Genomic DNA, 20629 nt, shown 5'->3' with positions numbered 1-20629 from the left:
CATCCGCCGCGATTCTCGGCAGAACACAGGAAACGCGATGGATTCCAACACTATCAGGATCGGCTTGATGCTCATCGTCCTGGCCTGGACGGTGGTGAGCGGGATCACCTACATGGCCCGGCGCAGCGGCAACAAGGGCGCGCTGCGCGAACTGAAGCAGGACGGCCAGCCCTTGCGGCGGATGACGGCGGCGGAGCGCGAGATGCTGCAGCCATTCCTGATCCATCCGGCGGGCCCCAGGAAGACGGCGCGCCTGGCCAACGACGGGATCTTTCCGCTGCGCGGCGCCTTCGTGCGCCACGGCATCTCGTCGAACCAGGGCGGTTCGACCATGCACGACACGCTGGGCGGGGTGGACGTGGTGCTGCCCTACGACGCCCGCGACTATCTGCGCGAAGACAACGTGGCCGAAGTGGCGATGACGGAAAAATACGCCATCGTCGTCGCCCTGAACGGCGAGTTCGACCTGGCTGGCGGGCGCGAGCGCGACCAGCGGCGGGACAGGCAGGAGCGGCAATGGTCCGCCGGCAAGACCGGGGCGATGCAGAATATCGCCGATCCGGAAACCGAGGCGCCTGGCGCGGCGCGCGAGCAGGACGGGCACGAACTGTCCGAGGCGATGCGGGTCGAGATCCTGGGCCAGCGCGACGAGACGCCCGCGGAAATCGCCGATCGCCGGCATCCGGGCATCGCCTTCTGGATCTCGATGCTGTGGCTGCTGGTCTTCGCCGGGCTGGCCGCGACGGCGGCGGGCGGCGGCGCGGCGTTCGCGGGCGCGGCCGCGGCGCTGGCCGTCCTGGCGCTGTGGCTGACCTGGCGCAAGCGCGCCCTGGGCGCGCCGCAGAAGGTGAACCGCGCCAGGGGCGAACTCCACGCCATCGTGCTGACCAATCCCGACAACGCCCAGGCCGTGTCCGCCCAACTGTTCCTGGGCGACAAACTGCCGGTCAAGCTGCCGGACCATTGGCGCGCCACGCTGGAGTTGCCCGACGACGGCCGCGTGGACGTGGACATGCGCGTGGAGGACTATTCCGTCGTGCGACTGGGCGGCAGCCATTCGGTGGATGAGGAGCAGCGCCTTTTCCCGCGCGTTTTCTGGGGCCGCCATGCGACGCTGGCGCTGACGGGGTTGCTGGCCGGCGCGGCGCTGTACGCGTCGGCGGACAGCCTGAAGGGCGATGCGGCGCTGGCCAGCGCCTGGCTGCGGGGCGTTCCGCCGCGCGCCTATGCCTCGGCGGCCGAACTGGCCCAGGATCCGCCGGGCTTCGGCGTGCCCGTCTCGCTGCAGGGCCGCGCGCGTTGCGAGTTGCGGCCCGGCGGTTCCGGCAAGGTGGATTTCGACTGCGGCCGCTTGCGTTGGGACGGGGCGGCGCCGCAGCCCGGCCGCCTGGAAGTGAACGCGGCGGTCATGCAGCTATATTCCGGCGATTTCCTGAAGACCCGGCCCAATCCGATGCTGGACGTCCTGCTGGTCAGCCAGATCTACAGCCGGATGCGCGACAACCCCATGGCGGGCTACGCCGCGCGCAACGTTTCGGCGCTGAGCGTGGCGGGCTTGAGCAAGACGGTGCTCACCATCGAGCAGGCCTGCGATCTGGCCACCGGCGAATCGATCGCTGCGTGCGACGAGCTGAAGCGGGCATTCGCCGCCAACGTCCTGCTGGCGAAAGAAGGGGCCGGCAGTTGGCTCGAACTGCACAGGCTGGCGGAAGAGGGCGCGTTCCAGGGCAAGGGACGCGGCGACGACGGCGTCATGTTCTCGCGCTATGTCGACGAGGTCCGCCGCCTGGCGCGGTCCGGCATGCACACGCTGATCGAGGCGGCCCTGGACCGCGCGTCCCGCGGCGCCATGGAAACGCAGCGGGGCGGGGTGGTGCTGCGCGTGCTGCCGGGGCCGTACGCGACGCTGCCGCGCCTGCGCGATACGGCCAACGAGGGGCTGCTGGCGGCCTGGAACCAGCAGTTGCACGTTCTGTCGCCCGACGGCGCGATGCCGTTCAAGGTCAGCGGCATGGTGGCGGGCGCGGGCACCGATTCCTCGGGCGCGCCGGAGATCGCCGTGGACGCGGGGCGCAGCCTGGACGATCCGTGGCCGTCGCTGGCGCGCATGGCCTGGCTGCTGCTGGCGGGGTTGCTGGTGCTCGCGCACCTGCCGCTGGCCGTCGTCCGCAAGCGGGAGTCCTCCGCCCGCGAACGGGGCCTGCGGGAATATGCCGAGCGCCGCCGCGCGGCCAAGCCCGCGTTCTTCTAGTGTCTGGGCGGCTGGCGCAGGGACCGGGCCAGCCAGTCGAAGAGTTCCGGGTCGGAAAAACCGGCCCGCACCGGGACTTCCCACAGGCGCGCGTCGCCCAGGGCGGCGCACTTGATCGCGTCCTTGGAAGTGACCAGGATGGCGTCGGCCGCCAGCGTCCGGAAAGGCGATTCGGCGTAGTCGTGGTGGTCCGGCAGCGCCAGGGTGGTTTCCGGCGCGATGCCCGCGGCGCGCAGCGTGGCGAAGAAGCGTTCGGGGTTGCCGATGCCGGCCGCTGCCGCCACGCGGGGCTGCCCGGCGAAGGCCGCCAGGGGCCGCGTGCCGCCGCCTTCGATCTGGCGCGCTTCGCCCGGCTCCAGCCACATGCGCGCCTGGCGCGGACGGCCGCCCGCGCCGCTGGCGGCTTGCGGCGTTCCGCCGGGGGCGCCGGCGTTGGTCACCACCGCATCCACCTCGCGCAGGCGGCTGGCGGGTTCGCGCAAGGGGCCGGCCGGCAGCAGGCGGCCGTTGCCCACGCCGCGCTCGTCCTGCACCACGATCTCGACGTCGCGGGCCAGCGCCAGGTGCTGAAGCCCGTCGTCCGACACGATCACGTCCACTTCGGGGTGCGCTTGCAGCAGGGCCTGGGCGGCCAGGGCGCGCTTGGGATGCACCGCCACCGGGGCGCCGGTGGCGCGGGCGATCAGCGCCGGTTCATCGCCGTAGCGGGCGGCTTCCAGCGCGCCGGTCCCGACGCGGGCTTGCGGGCCGACCTCGACCCCGTAGCCGCGGCTGACCACGCCCGGCGTGTAGCCGCGCGCGCGCAGGCCTTCCACGGTGGCGATGACCATCGGCGTCTTGCCGGTGCCGCCGACGTAGACGTTGCCGATCACCACCACCGGAACGGGGGCGCGGTAGGCCTTGCGGGTGCCGTCCAGGTAGCGCTTGCGCTTGCGCGCCACCGCCCAGGCGGTCAGCCCGGACAGGGGGCGCAGCAGGGTGGACAGCCAGCCGCCGTGCTGCCATTGGCGCGCCAGCAGCGTCGAGGCGCGCTTCGCGGTCACCGGGCGGTCTGCGCGGCGAAGTTGACGCGGCCGATGCCGGCCAGCCGGGCGGCTTCCATGACGTTGATCACGGATTGATGGGTGGCCTGGGCGTCGGCGTTGATGACGACGAGGGGCTCGGTCTTGCCGGCCGCGGCCTGGCGCAGGGCGTCGGCGATTTCGGGCGGCGTGGACACGTCGATGAGCGTGCCGTTGAGCGCGTAGCGCCCGTCCTGGCTGACGGCCACTTCCAGGGCCGGCGGCGTGTCCTGTTCCGTGGAGGCCTGGGGCAGGGTCACCTTCAACTGCGTGAAGCGCGCGAACGAGGTGGTCGCCGCGAGGAAAATCAGGATGACCAGCAGGACGTCGATGAGCGGGATCAGGTTGATGTCCAGCTCGTCGCGGCCGCCCCGGGAGCCTCGGAAATTCATGAACGGCCCTCGCGGGAGGCGGCGGAATAGGGCGATACGGCGCGGACCAGGCGCGACGCGGCCTGCTCCATGGCGCTGAGGTAGCCGTCCACGCGGCCGCGCAGGTAGCGGTGCGCGATCATGGCGGGAATGGCGATGAGGATGCCGAAGCCGGTGTTGTAGAGCGCCATCGAGATGCCGCGCGCCAACTGGGCGGGGTCGCCGCCGCCGGGCGTATAGGAGCCGAAGATCTCGATCATGCCGACCACGGTGCCGAACAGCCCCATCAGGGGCGCGATGACGGCGATGGTGCCGATGGCGGAGATGTAGCGGCTGAGATCGTGGGCGACGGCGCGGCCGGCGTCCTCGACCACGTTGCGCAGTTCCTCGCGCGGCAGGTGGCGGTGGCGCATCACCTCGGCCAGCACGCGGCCCAGCGGCGAATTGCGTTCGAGCCGGTTGATCGATTCGGGGGTGTCCTGGTGGTTGCGCAGCATTTCCGCCACCTGCTCGTTCAGGCCGCGCGGCATGACCAGGCCGCGGCGCAGGGACAGGAAGCGCTCGAAGATCAGCGCCAAGCCCAGGACCGATGTCGCCAGCAGGGGCCAGATGGGCCAGCCGGCCTCGCGCAAGATGGAAAGCAAAGCGTTCAACTCCCGGGGGGGCGCCATGCGCGCGGGAACGGCGCGCGCCGGCTTCTGATCAAGCTGAAACTGTAACGGGGCGGCCGGGGCGTGGCAAGTCGGAACGACCCGGAAGCTATCCACAGATCTTGTGGATAATTCTGTGTAAAACTTCCCCGGAACGCTTGTGGGCACAGGGCTTGCACTTGATTGCTTCAATTTCGAGCAGTCTGTTTTTTATAAAAATCCTATATAAATCAATAAGTTGCTTTGAATTTGCTGGCTATCGGGGCAATTGGGGCAAACAAGCGGGGACGCGGTATGATGGCGGCCCGCTACGCGTGCCCTGTGGACAGGTATGCATCGGAAAGCCTCATGACAATTGAATTTGCAGTCACAAACAACGCATTTGCGCGGGATATCCTGACGGTTGCCCAGTTGAACCAAGCCGTGGGGCAGTTGTTGGAGCGCAGCATCCCGGCGTTATGGGTGCGCGGGGAGATTTCCAACTTCACGGCCGCGGCTTCCGGGCATTGGTACTTCACGCTCAAGGACAGCCGGGCTTCCGTGCGCGCCGTCATGTTCCGAAGCCGCGCCAGCGCGGTGGGTTTCGTGCCCCGGGCGGGCGATCAGGTCGAAATCCGGGCCCGGGTCTCCCTGTACGAGCCCCGCGGCGACTACCAGTTGCAGGCCGACGCGATGCGTCGGGCCGGAGTCGGCAATCTCTATGAAGCGTTCCTGCGGCTGAAGGAGCAATTGGCCTCCGAAGGCCTGTTCGATCCGGCTCGCAAGCGCGAGCCCGCCAGGCTGCCCCGGGCGATCGGGGTCATCACCTCGCTGCACGCCGCCGCGCTGCGCGACGTGCTGTCGGCCCTGGCCCGCCGCGCGCCGCAGGTGCCCGTGATCATCTATCCGGCCCCGGTCCAGGGGGCGGACGCCGCCGGGCGGCTGGCCGCCCAGGTGCGCCTGGCCAATGAACGCGCCGAAGTGGACACCCTGCTGCTGGTGCGCGGCGGGGGCAGCATCGAGGATCTCTGGAGCTTCAACGACGAGGGCCTGGCCCGCCAGGTGGCGTCCAGCGGCATCCCGGTCATCAGCGGCGTCGGGCACGAAACGGATTTCACGATCGCCGATTTCGTGGCCGACGTGCGCGCGCCCACGCCGACGGCGGCCGCCGAACTGGCCTGCGTGCCGCGTTCCGAATTGCTGGGCCGCGTCATGCAGGCGGCCCAGGCCATGGCGAGAGGCCAGCAGCGCCGGCTCGAGCGCGCCGCCCAGCGGCTGGACCGCGCCGCCGCGCAGCTCGTGTCCCCTGCCCAGCGGCTGGAGCACCAGCGCGAACGGCTCAACAGCCTGCGCTTTCGCCTGGCGTCCGCCTGGGCGGGGCCGCAGGGCCGCCGCGCGGCGCGGGTCAACCTGCTGGCGCAGCGGCTGGCGCATCGCGTGCCCGACACCGGCCGCGCCGCCGACCGCCTGAACGGCGCGTTGCGCCAACTGGGCCAGGCGCACGCGCGGCTGCTGGCGCAGCGGCGCGACCGGCTGGCGGCCGCGACGGCGCAGTTGCGCGCGCTGGATCCGGGCAATACGCTGGCGCGCGGCTACGCCATCGCCCGCGACGCGCAAGGCCGCATCGTGCGCGACGCGGCGGCGCTGGCGGCGGGGCAGGCGCTGGATCTCAGCTTCGCGCAAGGCGGCGCCCAGGTCGAAGTCACGCAGACCCGCGGCGCGCGCGACGCTTCCTGAACGCGTCTCAAAAACGGTGTGTCCGTTAACCCCGAGCCACCGCGGGGTTAACGGGGTATCCTCATGAGTTGCCGATACAATTGACCGGCTTGATCGTGCACTCAACAGAAGGAACTTTCACATGGCACATACTCTTCCCCCCCTGCCTTACGAACTGGACGCGCTGGCTCCGCATATCTCCAAGGAAACGCTGGAGTTCCACTACGGCAAGCATCATCAAACCTACGTCACGAACCTGAACAACCTGATCCCGGGCACGGAATTCGAATCGCTGTCGCTGGAAGACATCGTGAAGAAGTCCTCGGGCGGCATCTTCAACAACGCTGCCCAGGTCTGGAACCACACGTTCTACTGGAACAGCCTGGCCCCCAAGGCCGGCGGCGCTCCCACCGGCAAGCTGGCTGACGCCATCAACGCCAAGTGGGGCAGCTTCGACGCTTTCAAGGAAGCGTTCAACAAGTCGGCGGCCGGCAACTTCGGCTCGGGCTGGACCTGGCTGGTCAAGAAGGCCGACGGCTCGGTCGACATCGTCAACACCAGCAACGCCGCCACCCCGCTGACCACGGCCGACAAGCCGCTGCTCACCTGTGATGTCTGGGAACACGCCTACTACATCGACTACCGCAATGCCCGTCCCAAGTACCTGGAAAACTTCTGGGCGCTGGCGAACTGGGAATTCGCGGCCAAGAACTTCGCCTGACCCGCAAGCCCAGGCCGACGGGCCGGCGCGCGCCGCGCCCGTAGAAACCCCCTCGCCTCGGCGAGGGGGTTTTTTCTTGTTTTTTCTGCCTGTCGATTGTCGACTTCATTGCGGCGAAATGACGAGGAAACAACCTTTTCTTCAGGGTTACCCCTGGAAAATCCAACCGCTATCGTTGCGCCCGGTCTGCGACTGAACCACGGGGCCCATGACCGCGGCACGCCCGCCATAAACCGGGGTAACTACAGGGAAGGGAAGCATGTTGCGGTTTTTTTCAGGGATGCGCATCGGCGCGCGCCTGTCGGGCGCGTTCTTGCTGGTCGCGGTGATAGGCGGCGCGATCGGGGCCTTCGGGGTATGGGGCCTGACGCGCATCAATGCAATGAACGACCGGCTTTACGATACCGAGCTGCGCGGCCTCTCGGACATCAAGGAAGCCAACATCAATCTGATCTACGCCGGCCGGGCGCGCAACGGCTACCTGGCCGCCTCGACCGAGCAGGAGCGCCAGGCCCTGCGCAAGCAGTTCGACGACGCCATCAAGAGCATGGACGCGCTGCGCGAGAAGGCCGCCGCCAATTTCCATTCGGACGAAGGCAGGCGCCTGCTGGCGCAGTTCGCCGATACCGAGCAGGTCTGGAAGCGCGAGTCGGCGGCGTTCTTCGCCGCGGCCCAGTCGCAGCCGCTGACCCAGGCGGAGCCCCGCGTGGCCGAGATCGAGGCGCGTTTGGTCGCGGCCTCGCAGAAGCTCGACGACACGATGACGACGCTCGCGCAGGGCAAGGAAAGCGTCGCCGCGCAGACCGTGCGGGAAGGCACGGACCTGTACGGCACGGTCCGCGCCGTCATGATCGCCCTGGCGGCCGCGGGCGTGGCGATCGGCCTCCTGCTGGGCTGGCTGGTGACGCGCGGCATCGTGCGCCCGCTGGACCAGGCGGTGCAGGCGGCGCGCCAGGTGGCGGCCGGCGATCTCACGACCGACATCCAGGTGGCCACGCGGGACGAAACCGGCGAACTGATGAGCGCGCTCAAGGCCATGAACGAAAGCCTGGCCCGCATCGTGAAGGACGTGCGCGACGGCTGCGAAAGCATCGCCTCGGCGTCGTCGCAGATCGCCCAGGGCAACGCCGACCTGTCGCAGCGCACCGAGGAGCAGGCCTCGTCGCTGGAGGAAACCGCGGCGTCGATGGAAGAGCTGACGAGCACCGTGCAGCAGAACGCCGCCAATGCCAATGAAGCGGACCGGCTGGTCAATCTTGCGTCCAGCGTGGCGGTCCGGGGCGGCGAAGTGGTCGACGGCGTGGTCCAGACCATGAGCGCCATTTCCGACAGCTCGCGCCGCATCGCCGACATCACCGGCGTGATCGACGGCATCGCCTTCCAGACCAACATCCTGGCGCTCAACGCCGCCGTGGAAGCGGCCCGGGCGGGCGAGCAGGGGCGCGGCTTCGCGGTGGTGGCGGGCGAAGTCCGCACGCTGGCGCAGCGTTCCGCGGTGGCGGCCAAGGAAATCAAGGCCTTGATCGACGAATCCGCGGCGCGCGTCGAAGGCGGCACGCGCCAGGTCGACGAAGCCGGCCGCACGATGCGCGAGGTGGTGGACGGCGTGCGCCAGGTCGCGACGCTGGTGCGCGAAATCGCCAGCGCCTCGGAAGAGCAGTCCGCGGGCATCGGCCAGGTCAACCAGGCCGTGGCGCAGATGGATGCCGTGACCCAGCAGAACGCCGCCCTGGTGGAAGAGGCCGCGGCGGCGGCGGCCAGCATGCAGGAGCAGGCCGGGCGCCTGGCGCAGGAAGTGCGCCGCTTCAAGGTCGAGGCGGGCGGCTCGGCCCGCGACGCGCAGGTCCGGCTGGCGCGGGCCGTGCCCGCGGCGGCGCGCCAGCCGGCGGCGGCGCCGGCCCGGCGCGCCCTGCAGGCCGCGGGCGAGGATTGGTCCGCATTCTGATCCGCGGCGCGGGCGGCAGTGGTAAGGTTGGCGGCTTTCCCCAATCCGCCATGCCCATGACCCCGCCCGATGCCTTTCGCCGGATACTGGCCGCCCCACGCCGCTGGGCGCACCGCAAGGTGCGCCAGATCAACCGCCTGTCTCGCAAGAGCGTGCAGATGGGGCTGCTGCTGGGCGGCGCGGGCCTGGTGGCGCTGATGTCGCTGGGCTTCGCCTACCTGGCCGACAAGGCGCTGGAATGGAATCGCGCCTGGGTCTCCCACAGCGGCTGGCTGGCCTTGCTGGTGCTGCCTCCGGCCCTGGCCGTCCTGCGCTGGCTGACGCTGCGCTACGCGCCCAACGCGTCCGGCAGCGGCATCCCCCAAGTCATCGGCGCCCTGTCGCTGCCGCCCGGCGCCAGCCAGAACAGCCTGGTGTCGCTGGGGCAGACCCTCTGGAAGATCCCGCTGGCGTTCTTCGGCATGCTGGCCGGCGCCTCCATCGGCCGGGAAGGGCCGTCGGTGCAGGTCGGCGCGGCGCTCATGCTGGCCTGGGGGGATTTCTGGAAGCGGCGCGGCGTGCAGTTGCGCGGGTTCCACGCCAATGAACTGATCGCAGCCGGCGCCGCCGGCGGCCTGGCCGCCGCGTTCAATGCGCCGCTGGCCGGCGTCATCTTCGCCATCGAGGAACTGGGCCGCGGCACCGTCCTGCGCTGGCAGCGCCTGGTGCTGATCGGCGTGCTGGCCTCGGGCTTCCTGGTCGTGGCCGTGGTGGGCAACAACCCGTATTTCGGCGTCTTCGGCGGCGCGCCGCTGGCGCACGGCATGGTGATGTGGGTGGCGATCTGCGCCGCGCTCAACGGCGCGCTGGGCGGCATTTTCGCGCGCCTGCTCGGCAAGGGCGCCGCGGGCAGCGCGCCCCGGTCCTGGCGCGCCTGGATCCGCGCGCATCCGATCTGGCTGGCCTTCATCATGGGCCTGCTCCTGGCGGCGATCGGCCTTTCGACGGCCGGCAGCGTCTACGGCACGGGGTACGGCGTCGCGGCCGACCTGCTGTCGGGCCGCGACACGGCGCCGGCGAGCTTCGGGCTGGCCAAGCTCGCCGCCACCGTCGCGTCGTATTGGGCGGGCATACCCGGCGGCATCTTCACCCCGGCCCTGACCACCGGGGCGGGCATCGGCCATCACATCTGGCAACTGGCGGGCGAGGGCGTGGACCACCGCGTGCTGGTGCTGGTCTCGATGGCCGCCTTCCTGGCCGCGGCCACCCAGGCGCCGCTGACGGCGAGCGTGGTGGTGATGGAAATGACGGGCAGCCAGCCCATGCTGTTCTGGCTGCTGGTCGCGTCGCTGCTGGCCTCGGTGGTGTCGCGCCAGTTCTGCCCGCAACCGTTCTATCACCTGGCCGCCGGGCGTTTCCGCCGGCAGGCGATCGTGGACGCGGCGCGCGCGGCCCGGCCGCCCGGCGGCGCATCCGCGGCGCCGCCCAGGTGAACACCCACCGGACACTGTCCGTGTGGCGGACATCCCGCCGATGCGCCAGTATGGTGCGCGGGCCCTGCGTTAAGATCGTCCGATCCGGTTTTTTCTTACTTACTTCGAGCTTCCCATGACCGTGCATGCTTATATCTGTGATGCGATCCGCACCCCCTTCGGCCGCTACGGCGGCGCGCTGGCTTCCGTGCGCCCCGACGATCTTGCAGCCGTAGCCATCAAGGCCCTCGTGGCGCGCAACCCCGGCGTGCGCTGGGAAGAACTGGACGACGCCATCATGGGCTGCGCGAACCAGGCCGGCGAAGACAACCGCAACGTGGCCCGCATGGCCACGCTGCTGGCGGGCCTCCCGATCGAAGTGCCCGGCGCCACCGTCAACCGCCTGTGCGGTTCGGGCCTGGACGCCATCGGCACCGCCGCCCGCGCCATCCGCGCCGGCGAAGCCGGCCTGATGCTGGCGGGCGGCGTGGAAAGCATGAGCCGCGCGCCGTTCGTCATGGGCAAGGCCGACAGTGCGTTCTCGCGCAGCGCCGCCATCTATGACACCACGATCGGCTGGCGCTTCATCAACAAGCTGATGAAGGCGCAGTACGGCGTGGATTCCATGCCCGAGACGGCCGAGAACGTCGCCGACGATTTCAAGATCAACCGCGAAGACCAGGACCTGTTCGCGCTGGCCAGCCAGCAGAAGACCGCGCGCGCCCAGAAGGAAGGCGTCTTCGACGCCGAGATCGTGCCGGTGTCGATCGCCCAGAAGAAGGGCGATCCCGTCGTCGTCAGCAAGGACGAGCACCCGCGTGAAACCAGCCTGGAAGCGCTGGCGAAGCTGAAGGGCGTGGTCCGCGAAGGCGGCACCGTCACCGCCGGCAACGCGTCGGGCGTGAACGACGGCGCCGCCGCGCTGCTGCTGGCCGACGAAAAGGCCGCCGCCCGCCACGGCCTGACCCCGCGCGCCCGCGTGGTCGGCATGGCCACGGCCGGCGTGGCGCCGCGCATCATGGGTATCGGCCCGGCGCCCGCGACCCTGAAGGTGCTGGCCCAGACCGGCCTGACGCTGGAACAGATGGACGTGATCGAACTGAACGAAGCGTTCGCCGCCCAGGGCCTGGCCGTGCTGCGCCAGTTGGGCATCGCCGACAACGATCCGCGCGTGAACCCCAACGGCGGCGCGATCGCCCTGGGCCACCCGCTGGGCGCCAGCGGCGCCCGCCTGGCCACCACCGCGATCAACCAGTTGCACCGCACCGGCGGCCGCTACGCGCTGTGCACCATGTGCATCGGCGTGGGCCAGGGCATCGCGATGATCATCGAACGCGTGTAGGCGCCCAGCGCCGAGCATTCCCGCCGCCGGTCCGGGGCGGGAATGAAAAGGGAGCCTCGCGGGGCTCCCTTTTTCATGTCCGGACCACGGTCCGCAAGCCCCGCGCGCGTCAGGGCAGGCCGTCCAGCTTCTTGCCGGCCTTGATGCCGTGCTGCGCGAACCAGCCCTGGGCCATTTCCAGGGCGTAGCGCACCGGCTTCTTGGCGCAATGGGGGTCTTCGGTCTGGGGCGCCATGTCTTCAATGTTGACGATCGTGCCGTCGTCGGCGATAAAGGCAATCGAGAGCGGCAGAATGGTGTTGCGCATCCAGAAGCACTGCACGTCCGGCTGCTCGAAGACGAACAGCATGCCGTCGTTGCCCGGCAGTTCCCGGCGGAACATGAGGCCGTTGCGGCGGGTTTCGTCGGAGTCGGCGACTTCCGCGCGGATAATATGGATGCCTGCGGAGAGCTGGACGGTGGGCAAGGGCGGCTGCGGGCCGGTTTGCTGGGCGCCGGCGGCGGCGGGCAGCGCCAGCGCCGCGGCGGCCAGAAAGAGCGCTGCCGCTTTCGGCAGGGCCGCCTTGAAGAACGATGATTTAAACGGCGTACGACTGATGGAAAACAAAGCGGCGTTCTTGGACATGGCCCTGGCGACGGAAGAAAATAACAAGGCGGGGCTCGAAAGCCCCGCCTGAATAATGGCGCAACCTGGCTGTTGCGCTTTAAAGGGTAACTCAGGCAGCGGTGATATTCAGCGCCTGTTTGCCCTTGGGCCCCTGGATAATCTCGAAGGCCACTTTCTGGCCTTCCTTCAGGGTTTTAAAACCATTCATTTGGATGGACGAAAAATGGGCGAACAGATCTTCACCGCCGTCGTCGGGCGTAATGAAGCCAAACCCCTTTGCATCGTTGAACCATTTGACGGTGCCCGTCGATTTGGGATTGTCCCCTTGGACGGCGGTTGCGGTCGTATCAGACATGCGGACTGCCTCATTGAATCGTATGTTGACAGAAGGGCATCGCGGCCTAGACCCCTGTCCCCCCTCCGGCTTCCTGGCAGATTTTCGATGAGTTGAAAACCCCAGAATGCGTGGATAATGCGCCGCTTTTCTTTGCGGCGTCAAGTATGGAAACTACGCATTTCTACGTGTAATTTTCCGTAAGTTACATGCTAGCCGTCCCCAGTTTAAATAGAATAGCGGCCCTATGAGTTCTACCTTGGATACCCAGCATGATTTGGCCGTCGAGAAGGCACCGGCTCGCGCCGCGCCGCCTCCGATGTACCAGGTCCTGTTGCTCAATGACGACTACACCCCGATGGAATTCGTCGTGAAAGTCTTGCAGAAATTCTTCAATAAGAATCACGAGGAAGCGACGCGGATCATGCTGCAGGTGCATCACGAAGGACGCGGAGTATGCGGGGTGTATCCCCGCGACCTGGCCGCCACGCGGATCGCGCAGGTGGCGCAATACGCGCGGGCGCGGCAGCATCCCCTGCAATGCGTGATGGAACCTGTCTGAACCCCTGAATCGAATGCGCCGCCGCCATGGCGGCGTTGTGCTGCCCGGTTAATTTGGTAGCGGTGCCCGCGTACCGGAGAAGCACGCGGGATGGTCGGTCGGCAGCTCCGCCGCAAAGGAGCAGCGCAATATTGGAAAGTAAGCGGGAGATTTGCCGTGAGTGGAAAGAGCAGCAAGACCTGGCTGGCGACAGCCGGGGTCGTCGTATTGGCGGGCGCCATCGGCCTGGGCTGGTGGATGGGGAAGGAGCGCCAGGCGGCTCCTCCCGCACCCGCCGTCGCGTCCCAGCCGGCCAGCCAGGCGGTTCCCGCGGCCGGGGGCGACGCCGCGCCGGCCTTGCCCGCCGCCGCGGTGGTCGGCGCGGCCGATCCCTTCGCGGCGCTGACCTGCCAGCCTCGCCAGTACAACGATGCGCTGTCGCTGGCCGTGACGTTCACCCAGCCGGTGGACGCCAAGGCTGAACTGGACGCTTTCCTCCAGGTCACGGATACGGGCTCCACGTCCGGCGCGTCCGACCAGGATTCCGAGTCGGGCGCCAATGCCGGCGACCAGCCGGCGTCGGTCCAGCCGGGCGACTCCGCGCCCAAGGGCAAGATCCTCAAGGGCAACTGGGTGGTCGGCGACAACCCGCGCATCGTCTATTTCCCCTACGTGCAGCCGCAGCGCTCCTACGCGATCACGATGCGCGCCGGGCTACCCGGGGCGGGCGCCTCGGGCAAGCTGGCGCAGGTCGCGCATTGCGAGGTCAAGACGCAGGCCATGCCGCCGTCCTTCTATTTCGCCAGCCGCGGCGTGGTGCTGCCGGCCGGCCAGAACGGCGGCCTGCCCGTGGCCACGGTGAACATCCCCGAGGTGGACGTGCAGTTCCTGCGCGTATCGCCCGAGCGCGTGCCCGAGCTGTTCGACACCGTCCTCGGCATCGGCCGCGGCGCCGCCTCGTCCCGCGATGAAGAAGACAGCGGCAGCGACTACGAAGACGAGTGGCGCTATTCCGACAACCGCAGCCTGAAGGGATCGGTCAGCAACTGGGACCTGGACCGCCTGAACTCGCTGACGACCAGCGTCTACCAGGGCCGTTTCGTCACCGACGACAAGCCCAACCGCCGCCACGTCACGTTCCTGCCGGTCGAAGGCATCAAGGAACTGCAGGAACCGGGCATCTACGTCGCCGTGATGAGCCAGCCCGGCCGTTTCCGCTATGAATACCAGGTGACGTATTTCTATGTCAGCGACATCGGCCTGCACGCGCGCCGCTACGCCGACCGCGTCGAGGCCTATTCGGTTTCGCTGAAGAGCGGCACCGCGATCCCGGGCGCCGTGTTCGAACTGGTGGACGGCGCCGGCAAGTCGCTGGCCAAGGCGGCCGCCGACGGGCAGGGGCACGTCCGCTTCGACGGCAGCTTCGCCAACGCGCGCGTCATCCGCGCGTCGCGCGACAAGGAAATGACCGTGCTGGCCCTGGGCGAACCGGCCCTGGACCTGTCCGAGTTCGACACGGGCGGGCATACGGCGCGTCCCAACAACCTGTTCGTCTATGCCGGGCGCAACCTGTACCGCCCGGGCGAAACCTTCAATGTGTCGGTGCTGCCGCGCGACCTGGACGGCCGCATGCTCGCCCCGTCGCCGCTCACCGCCACGCTCAAGCGCCCGGACGGCCGCACGGTGCTGACCACGCTGTGGCATCCCGCCAAGGACCTGCCGGGCTACGTCGAGCGCAGCGTCGAACTGCCGCCGGACGCGCAGACCGGCACCTGGCTCCTGGAACTGCGCGTGGACCCCGCGTCGCGCGCGCCGGACGCATCCTGGAAATTCCAGGTCGAGGAATTCCTGCCCGAGCGCATGAAGATGGCGCTGACCTCCGAACAAGAGGTGCTGAGCCCCGAGGAGACGCTGACGGTGGACGTGCAGGGCGACTATCTCTATGGCGCGCCCGCGGCCGGCAACCGGCTCCTGTCCAGCTTCCAGGTCAAGCGCGACCGCTATGCGCTGCCCCAGCAATGGCCCGGCTTCATCTTCGGCGACGTGGCCGACGATTCCCGCCGCCATTTCGAAGAACTGCCCGAAGCGGCGCTGGACGACAAGGGCCGCGGCCAGCTCGAAGTCGATCCGCGCACCGGCGGCACGCATTCGCCGATGAAGGTCCGGGTCTCGGCCAGCCTGCTGGAATCGGGCGGCCGCCCGGTGGTGCGCTCGATCGAGCGCAGCGTCTGGCCCGCCGATCGCCTGATCGGTGTGCGTCCGCAATTCGACAGCGACGTGGCCCGCGAAGGCGCGCCCGCCGCGTTTGAAGTGATCCGCGCGAATGCGCAAGGCAAGATCGAGCCGCTGGCGCAGGCGCAGGTGCGCCTGTTCCGCGAAGACCGCCAGTACTACTGGCGCTTCGACGACCAGCGCGGCTGGAACAGCGGCTACACCGAAACCGAGGAACTGGTGGATTCGCGCGATATCGCGCTGAACGACCGCGCCCAGTTGACCGTGCCCGTGAAGTGGGGCCGCTACCGCCTCGAAATCTCCGACCCCGAAACGGGCGAAACGATGCGCTACCGCTTCTACGCGGGCTGGAACGCGCAGGACGCCGACGCCATGGGCAACCGCCCCGACCGCGTCCAGATGAAGCTGGAAGGCGTGCCGGCCAAGCCGGGCGACAGCGTCAAGCTGACGCTGACCCCGCCGCATGACGGCCAGGCGCTCATCACCGTCGAAGGCGACCGCATGCTGTGGTCCACCTGGGTGGCCGTGAAGGCCACCGGCACGCAGGTCGAGATTCCCGTCGACAAGAGCTGGAAGCGGCACGACCTGTACATCGCCGCGGCCGTGTTCCGCCCCGGCAGCGAAGGCGACCGCGTAACTCCGGCGCGCGCGCTGGGCCTGACTTTCCTGCCCATCGCCAGCGCCGACCGTAAGCTCGACGTCAAGGTCACGGCCGCCGCCAAGGCGGTGCCCGAAACCAGGACGACCGTGCGCGTCAAGGTCGACGGCGCCCAGGACAAGCAGGCCACGGTGACCCTGTCGGCCGTGGACGTGGGCATCCTGAACATCAACCAGTACAAGACGCCCGACCCGCTCGACTACTTCTTCGGCAAGCACCGCTACGCGCCCGAACTGCTGGACATGTACGGCAAGCTGATCGAGAAGATGGACGGCACCAAGGGCAAGCTGAAGTGGGGCGGCGACGCCGCCATGCGCGGCGACAGCAAGAGCCTGCCGAAGAAGGTCAAGCTGGTGGACCTGTTCTCGGGCCCGGTGAAGCTGAACGCGCAGGGCGAGGCGGACATTCCGCTGGACCTGCCCGACTTCAACGGCACGCTGCGCCTGATGGCGGTGGCCTTCACGCCCGACAACTACGGCAGCACCGACGCCGAAATGGTGGTGGCGGCGCCGATCGTGGCCGAATTGAACACCCCGCGCTTCATCACGCCGGGCGACCAGGCCGCGATCGCGCTCGACGTGACCAACCTGAGCGGCGCCGAGCAGAAGGTGACCGTGAAGCTGGAAGCGCTGGATCCGCTGGCCATCGTCGACGGCGTCAAGACCGTGACGCTGAAGGACAAGCAGCGCGCCACGCTGCGCTTCAACGCCACCACCACCGGCTCGTACGGCCTGGGCCTGTTGCGCCTGACCGTCGACGGGCAGGGGGGCGGCAAGCCCGTGCACATCGTGCGCGAATCCGTGCTGCAGGTGCAGCCGGCCCACGCGGCCGAGCGCCAGGTGCGGCGCCTGCGCCTGAACCCGGGCGAATCGAACGCGCCGCAGGCTTCGTGGGTGGCGTCCTATTACCCGGACTCCGCCACCGTCAGCCTGACCGTCTCGAACCGTCCGCCGTTCAACGTCAACCGCCTGGTCGAAGGATTGCTCAACTATCCCTACGGATGCACCGAGCAGACCATCAGCGCGACCCTGCCGTGGGTGATGATCGACGAGGACTCGGCCAAGCAGTTCGGCCTGAAGCCGCGCACCCAGGCCGAGCGCGCGGCCAAGGTGGCCGGCGCGGTCGGCCGCCTGGCCGGCATGCGCAACGCGGTGGGCTCCTACAACCTGTGGAGCAGTTCCTCGGGACGCGACGTGTGGCTGACGGCCTATGCCGTCGGCTTCCTGCAGGACGCCCGCGACAAGGGCTTCGAAGTGCCCGAGGCGGCGCTGGACCGTTCGCGCCAGTGGCTGCTGGAGCAGGTGCAGCAGAGCACCGGCGCGTTCGGCACCTGGTCGGCCAACCTCAAGCGCAACGTCGAGTCGGGACGCTTCGATTCCAGCGACGCCAACATCCTGCGGGAAGACCACCGCCGCTTCGCCGGCCTGGCCACCGCGATACTGGCGCTGGCGCGCGACAACAAGGCGCCGCTGTCCACCGTGCGCCAGTTGTTCGACAACTACCAGGAGCGCGCGCGCTCTCCGCTGCCGCTGATCCAGTTGGCGGCCGCCTTCAAGCTCATGGGCGACGAAGGGCGCATGAAGACCGCGCTCGACCTGGCCATGGCGCGCGAGTACGGCATCACCCAGCGCCGCAGCGGCGGCTACTACGACGAATGGCTGGGCGACTACGGCAGCGGCGTGCGCGATTACGCGCTGGCCTATGCCCTGGCGCAACAGTACGAGCTGCGCCACGAGCGCGTCGACAATCTGATGACGCAACTGGCGGGCCGGCTGGGCAACCGTTCGTACCTGTCGACGCAGGAGCAGATGGCGCTGCTGCTGGCGGCGCGCGCGATGGGCGGGGACAAGGCCACGCCCTGGGAAGCCGCGCTGACCGTGAACGGCGCGCGCAAGCCGCTGGCCGGCGGCAAGAGCGACCAGACCGTGCCGCTGTCGGCGGCCGACCTGGCCGGCACGCAACTGGTCAATACCGGCAGCCAGTCCCTGTTCGTCGAATACGACATCCAGGGCAGCCCGACGTCGGCCCCCGCGCCGCGCAGCGACATCATCCAGCTCAAGCGCGGCTGGTATCGTCCCGACGGCCGTCCGTGGGACGGCGGCACCCTGCAGACCGGCGACATGCTGGTGGTCTGGGTGCAGGCCAGCGCCAATCAGAACATCCCGGACGGGCTGCTGGTGGACCGCGTGCCGGCGGGCTTCGAGGTCGAGAACCTGAACCTGTCGCAAAGCCCCGAGATGCAGGACTGGTCGATCGGCGGGCGGCGAGTGGCCGAGGCCATGGCCGATCCCAACGTCAAGCATCGCGAGTTCCGCGACGACCGCTATGTGGCCGCGGTGGCGCTGGGACGCGGCAAGGTGGACGTGTTCTATCTCGTGCGCGTCGTGACGCCGGGCCGCTACGCGGTGCCGTCGACGGTGGCCGAGGATATGTACCGGCCGGAAATCCGGGGCGTGGGCGAGCAATGGAGCACGGTGGAAATCCGCGACCGCGGCGCCAAGCGTCCTTGAACGCCGCCGACACCGCGGCGGCGGGCGCCCGGCGCGCCCGCCGCTGGCGGCGGCGGGGAATCTTCACGGCCAGCGCGTTGTTTGCGCTGGCCGCGTTGTTATTCGCGCTGGACCGCCTTTATCCCCTGCCGCCCGTGGACTCGGGCGGGGCCGCGGTGGTCGTGGCCGCCGACGGCACGCCCCTGCGCAACTATCCCAGCCGCGACGGCATCTGGCGCTATCCGGTCAAGCCGGACCAGGTGTCCGCCCGCTACCTGGAAACGCTGCTGACCTACGAAGACCGCTGGTTCTACTGGCACCCCGGCGTGAATCCGGTGGCGCTGGCGCGCGCCGGCTGGCAATGGGCCACCAACCGCCGCATCGTGTCGGGCGGATCCACCCTGACCATGCAGGCCGCGCGGCTGATCGATCCGGAACTGGCCGGCAGGCCGTCGCGATCCCTGTCCGCCAAGCTGCGCCAGGCCTGGCGCGCCGTCCAATTGGAGATGCACTACAGCAAGGACGAGATCCTGTCCCTGTACCTGACCCACGCGCCGATGGGCGGCATCGTGGAAGGGGTGGAGATGGGCTCGCGCCTGTGGCTGGGCAAGCCCGCCCGCGACCTGAGCCCGGCCGAGGCCGCGATGCTGACCGCCTTGCCGCAGGCGCCGTCGCGGCTGCGCCCCGATCGCCACCCCGAAGCCGCGCAGGCCGCCCGCGACAAGGTGCTGGACCGCATGGTCGAACTGGGCCGCTGGACGCCCGCCGAGGTGGCCGACGCCAAGATCGAGCGCGTGGTGGCGCCGCCGCTGCGGGCCCGCTGGCTGGCGCCGCTGGCCGCGCAGCGGCTGTTGCAGGAAGCGGGCGCGAAGCGTTCCGGCGCCCAGCGGCCCGGCGAGCGGCCGGCCCTGGTGACGTCCACCCTGGACGCGGACATGCAGGCCTCGGTTGAACGCATGCTGCTGGACCGCGTGGACGGCCTGCCGCCCAAGGTGTCGATGGCCGTCCTGGCGATGGACAACGACACGCTGGAGGTCAAGGCCTATGCCGGCTCCGCCGATTTTTCCGACGATACCCGCTATGCCCACGTGGACATGGTGCGCGGGGTGCGGTCGCCCGGGTCCACGCTCAAGCCCTTCCTGTACGCGCAGGCGCTGGACGAGGGCCTGATCCACTCCGAAAGCCTGCTGATGGACGCGCCCATGTCCTTCGGCGGCTATGCGCCGGGGAACTTTCAGGCGGCGTTCGCCGGTCCCATCAGCGTGGCGCAGGCCTTGCAGCGGTCGCTGAACGTGCCGGCCGTGGACCTGCTGGACCGGGTCGGGCCCAGCCGTTTCGCCTCGGCCATGCTGGCCGGCGGGGTGCGGTTACGATTGCCCGCCGGCGCCCAGCCCAATTTGAGCTTGATTTTGGGCGGGGGCGGCACCACATTGGAAGAACTGGTGGGCGCTTACCGGGCCCTGGCCCGGGGCGGCGTCGCCGGCCGGCCCCGCCTGCGGGCGGAGCAGCCGGTGGTCGAGTCCCGTATGATGAGCCCTGGGGCGGCCTGGATCGTCCGCGATATTCTCGAGGGCGGCGGCCACCCCGACCGGCCGTTCTACCAGTCGGGCAGCCCGGCCCGGCGGCTGGCCTGGAAAACCGGGACGAGTTTCGGATTCCGGGATGCCTGGGCGGTCGGAGTGACCGACAGGTGGACGATCGGCGTCTGGGTCGGCCGGCCCGACGGCACGCCCAACCCGGGTTTTTTCGGGGCGAACGTGGCCGCGCCGCTGCTGCAGGATATCGTGGCGGCCTTGCCAGAAGGCGCGCAGCAGGTCCGCGTCAGGCCCGCGGCGGTGCAGTCCGCCGTGACGTGCTGGCCGCTGGGCTACAGGCTGGGCAGCGTGCCGTCCGGCGCTTGTCCGGAACAGCGCGCGGCGTGGATCCTGAACGACACCGCGCCGCCGTCGTTCGCCGGCTATGCCGACGCCTCGCAGGGGCCCTTGCGCCTGGGAGGCGTGGCGGCCGGCTCGGTGCTGCGGCCCGTGCCCGGCGGACGGCGGGTGGCGCTGGACGTGGATGTGCAGGGAGCCGAAGGCGAAGTATGGTGGATGCTCGACGGGCGCGTGGTCAGCCATGGCGCGTCGGGTCATCCTTTCAATTTAGTGCTGGCGCAGGACGGCCGGTATACCCTTACAGTCATGGATGCACTAGGGCGCCACGACAGTGTGGTTTTTGAAATCGCTGGCGTTACGCCATGATCGGCATAGAATATGAATCGTGTATTTGACCGCTTCGATGC

14 protein-coding genes are annotated in these 20629 nt (G+C 69.2%); 9 read left to right on the top strand and 5 right to left on the bottom strand.

From position 1 onward, the window contains the following. The first annotated feature begins 37 nt into the window (after positions 1 to 37). Complete coding sequence (locus WHX56_RS23650) at positions 38 to 2251, top strand: IgaA/UmoB family intracellular growth attenuator (RefSeq protein ID WP_338879160.1); 2214 nt, start codon at positions 38 to 40, stop codon at positions 2249 to 2251. Here the strand turns inward: WHX56_RS23650 and lpxK are convergent. From lpxK to WHX56_RS23635, 3 genes are read right to left on the bottom strand one after another with little or no spacing between them, the layout of a single operon-like run. Continuing rightward, entirely contained in the window at positions 2248 to 3294 is a 1047-nt protein-coding gene (lpxK, locus tag WHX56_RS23645; RefSeq protein WP_338879159.1) for a tetraacyldisaccharide 4'-kinase, read from the bottom strand. The genes WHX56_RS23650 and lpxK overlap by 4 nt on opposite strands. Continuing rightward, a complete protein-coding gene (locus tag WHX56_RS23640; protein WP_129239395.1) occupies positions 3291 to 3704 on the bottom strand; it encodes an ExbD/TolR family protein in 414 nt (137 codons plus the stop codon). Before WHX56_RS23640 ends, lpxK begins: the two co-directional genes overlap by 4 nt. Beyond that, positions 3701 to 4327: a MotA/TolQ/ExbB proton channel family protein gene (locus tag WHX56_RS23635; protein ID WP_338879158.1), complete on the bottom strand. Its 627-nt coding sequence runs from the start codon at positions 4325 to 4327 to the stop codon at positions 3701 to 3703. The genes WHX56_RS23640 and WHX56_RS23635 overlap by 4 nt, the downstream gene beginning before the upstream one ends. A 354-nt stretch (positions 4328 to 4681) precedes the next feature. Here WHX56_RS23635 and xseA point away from each other — a divergent pair, with 354 nt between their 5' ends. From xseA to pcaF, 5 genes are all read left to right on the top strand, one after another. After that, the gene (xseA, locus tag WHX56_RS23630) at positions 4682 to 6049 is read left to right on the top strand and encodes an exodeoxyribonuclease VII large subunit (RefSeq protein WP_129239397.1); all 1368 of its coding nucleotides are present in this window, start codon (positions 4682 to 4684) and stop codon (positions 6047 to 6049) included. Positions 6050 to 6170: 121 nt separating this feature from the next. Beyond that, on the top strand, positions 6171 to 6749 hold the full coding sequence (sodB, locus tag WHX56_RS23625; protein ID WP_129239398.1) for a superoxide dismutase [Fe]: 579 nt from the start codon (positions 6171 to 6173) through the stop codon (positions 6747 to 6749). A 259-nt stretch (positions 6750 to 7008) separates the two neighbouring features. Beyond that, a complete protein-coding gene (locus tag WHX56_RS23620; RefSeq protein WP_338879157.1) occupies positions 7009 to 8694 on the top strand; it encodes a methyl-accepting chemotaxis protein in 1686 nt (561 codons plus the stop codon). Positions 8695 to 8750: 56 nt separating this feature from the next. Next, positions 8751 to 10166, top strand: a complete 1416-nt coding sequence (locus tag WHX56_RS23615; protein WP_338879156.1) for a chloride channel protein — start codon at positions 8751 to 8753, stop codon at positions 10164 to 10166. 115 nt (positions 10167 to 10281) lie between these two features. Further along, positions 10282 to 11487: a 3-oxoadipyl-CoA thiolase gene (pcaF, locus tag WHX56_RS23610; protein ID WP_287754072.1), complete on the top strand. Its 1206-nt coding sequence runs from the start codon at positions 10282 to 10284 to the stop codon at positions 11485 to 11487. 109 nt (positions 11488 to 11596) lie between these two features. Here the strand turns inward: pcaF and WHX56_RS23605 are convergent, their stop codons facing one another. Together WHX56_RS23605 and WHX56_RS23600 are read right to left on the bottom strand one after the other, a co-directional pair. After that, on the bottom strand, positions 11597 to 12112 hold the full coding sequence (locus WHX56_RS23605; RefSeq protein WP_287754071.1) for a DUF192 domain-containing protein: 516 nt from the start codon (positions 12110 to 12112) through the stop codon (positions 11597 to 11599). Positions 12113 to 12203: 91 nt separating this feature from the next. Further along, on the bottom strand, positions 12204 to 12449 hold the full coding sequence (locus WHX56_RS23600; RefSeq protein WP_006220277.1) for a cold-shock protein: 246 nt from the start codon (positions 12447 to 12449) through the stop codon (positions 12204 to 12206). 226 nt (positions 12450 to 12675) lie between these two features. Between WHX56_RS23600 and clpS the strand changes: the two genes are divergently transcribed. From clpS to pbpC, 3 genes are all read left to right on the top strand, one after another. Further along, a complete protein-coding gene (gene clpS / locus WHX56_RS23595) occupies positions 12676 to 12990 on the top strand; it encodes an ATP-dependent Clp protease adapter ClpS (RefSeq protein WP_006383989.1) in 315 nt (104 codons plus the stop codon). Positions 12991 to 13227: 237 nt separating this feature from the next. Then, positions 13228 to 18369 carry an alpha-2-macroglobulin gene (locus WHX56_RS23590; RefSeq protein WP_338881828.1) on the top strand — a complete coding sequence of 1714 codons (5142 nt, stop codon included), beginning with the start codon at positions 13228 to 13230 and terminating at the stop codon, positions 18367 to 18369. Then, a complete protein-coding gene (gene pbpC / locus WHX56_RS23585) occupies positions 18366 to 20588 on the top strand; it encodes a penicillin-binding protein 1C (RefSeq protein ID WP_338879155.1) in 2223 nt (740 codons plus the stop codon). The genes WHX56_RS23590 and pbpC overlap by 4 nt, the downstream gene beginning before the upstream one ends. Positions 20589 to 20629 lie beyond the last annotated feature (41 nt).

Source organism: Achromobacter veterisilvae, from assembly GCF_037619525.1.
GTDB lineage: Bacteria > Pseudomonadota > Gammaproteobacteria > Burkholderiales > Burkholderiaceae_B > Achromobacter > Achromobacter veterisilvae.
This window is presented reverse-complemented; position numbering and strand designations above follow the sequence as displayed.

Excerpts from the sequence above, each read along its gene's own strand:
- WHX56_RS23650 (WP_338879160.1), top strand. The coding sequence starts at position 38 with ATGGATTCCAACACTATCAGGATCGGCTTGATGCTCATCGTCCTGGCC.
- WHX56_RS23640 (WP_129239395.1), bottom strand. The coding sequence starts at position 3,704 with ATGAATTTCCGAGGCTCCCGGGGCGGCCGCGACGAGCTGGACATCAAC.
- xseA (WP_129239397.1), top strand. The coding sequence starts at position 4,682 with ATGACAATTGAATTTGCAGTCACAAACAACGCATTTGCGCGGGATATC.
- sodB (WP_129239398.1), top strand. The coding sequence starts at position 6,171 with ATGGCACATACTCTTCCCCCCCTGCCTTACGAACTGGACGCGCTGGCT.
- WHX56_RS23620 (WP_338879157.1), top strand. The coding sequence starts at position 7,009 with ATGTTGCGGTTTTTTTCAGGGATGCGCATCGGCGCGCGCCTGTCGGGC.
- WHX56_RS23615 (WP_338879156.1), top strand. The coding sequence starts at position 8,751 with ATGACCCCGCCCGATGCCTTTCGCCGGATACTGGCCGCCCCACGCCGC.
- pcaF (WP_287754072.1), top strand. The coding sequence starts at position 10,282 with ATGACCGTGCATGCTTATATCTGTGATGCGATCCGCACCCCCTTCGGC.
- WHX56_RS23605 (WP_287754071.1), bottom strand. The coding sequence starts at position 12,112 with ATGTCCAAGAACGCCGCTTTGTTTTCCATCAGTCGTACGCCGTTTAAA.
- WHX56_RS23600 (WP_006220277.1), bottom strand. The coding sequence starts at position 12,449 with ATGTCTGATACGACCGCAACCGCCGTCCAAGGGGACAATCCCAAATCG.
- clpS (WP_006383989.1), top strand. The coding sequence starts at position 12,676 with ATGAGTTCTACCTTGGATACCCAGCATGATTTGGCCGTCGAGAAGGCA.
- WHX56_RS23590 (WP_338881828.1), top strand. The coding sequence starts at position 13,228 with ATGGGGAAGGAGCGCCAGGCGGCTCCTCCCGCACCCGCCGTCGCGTCC.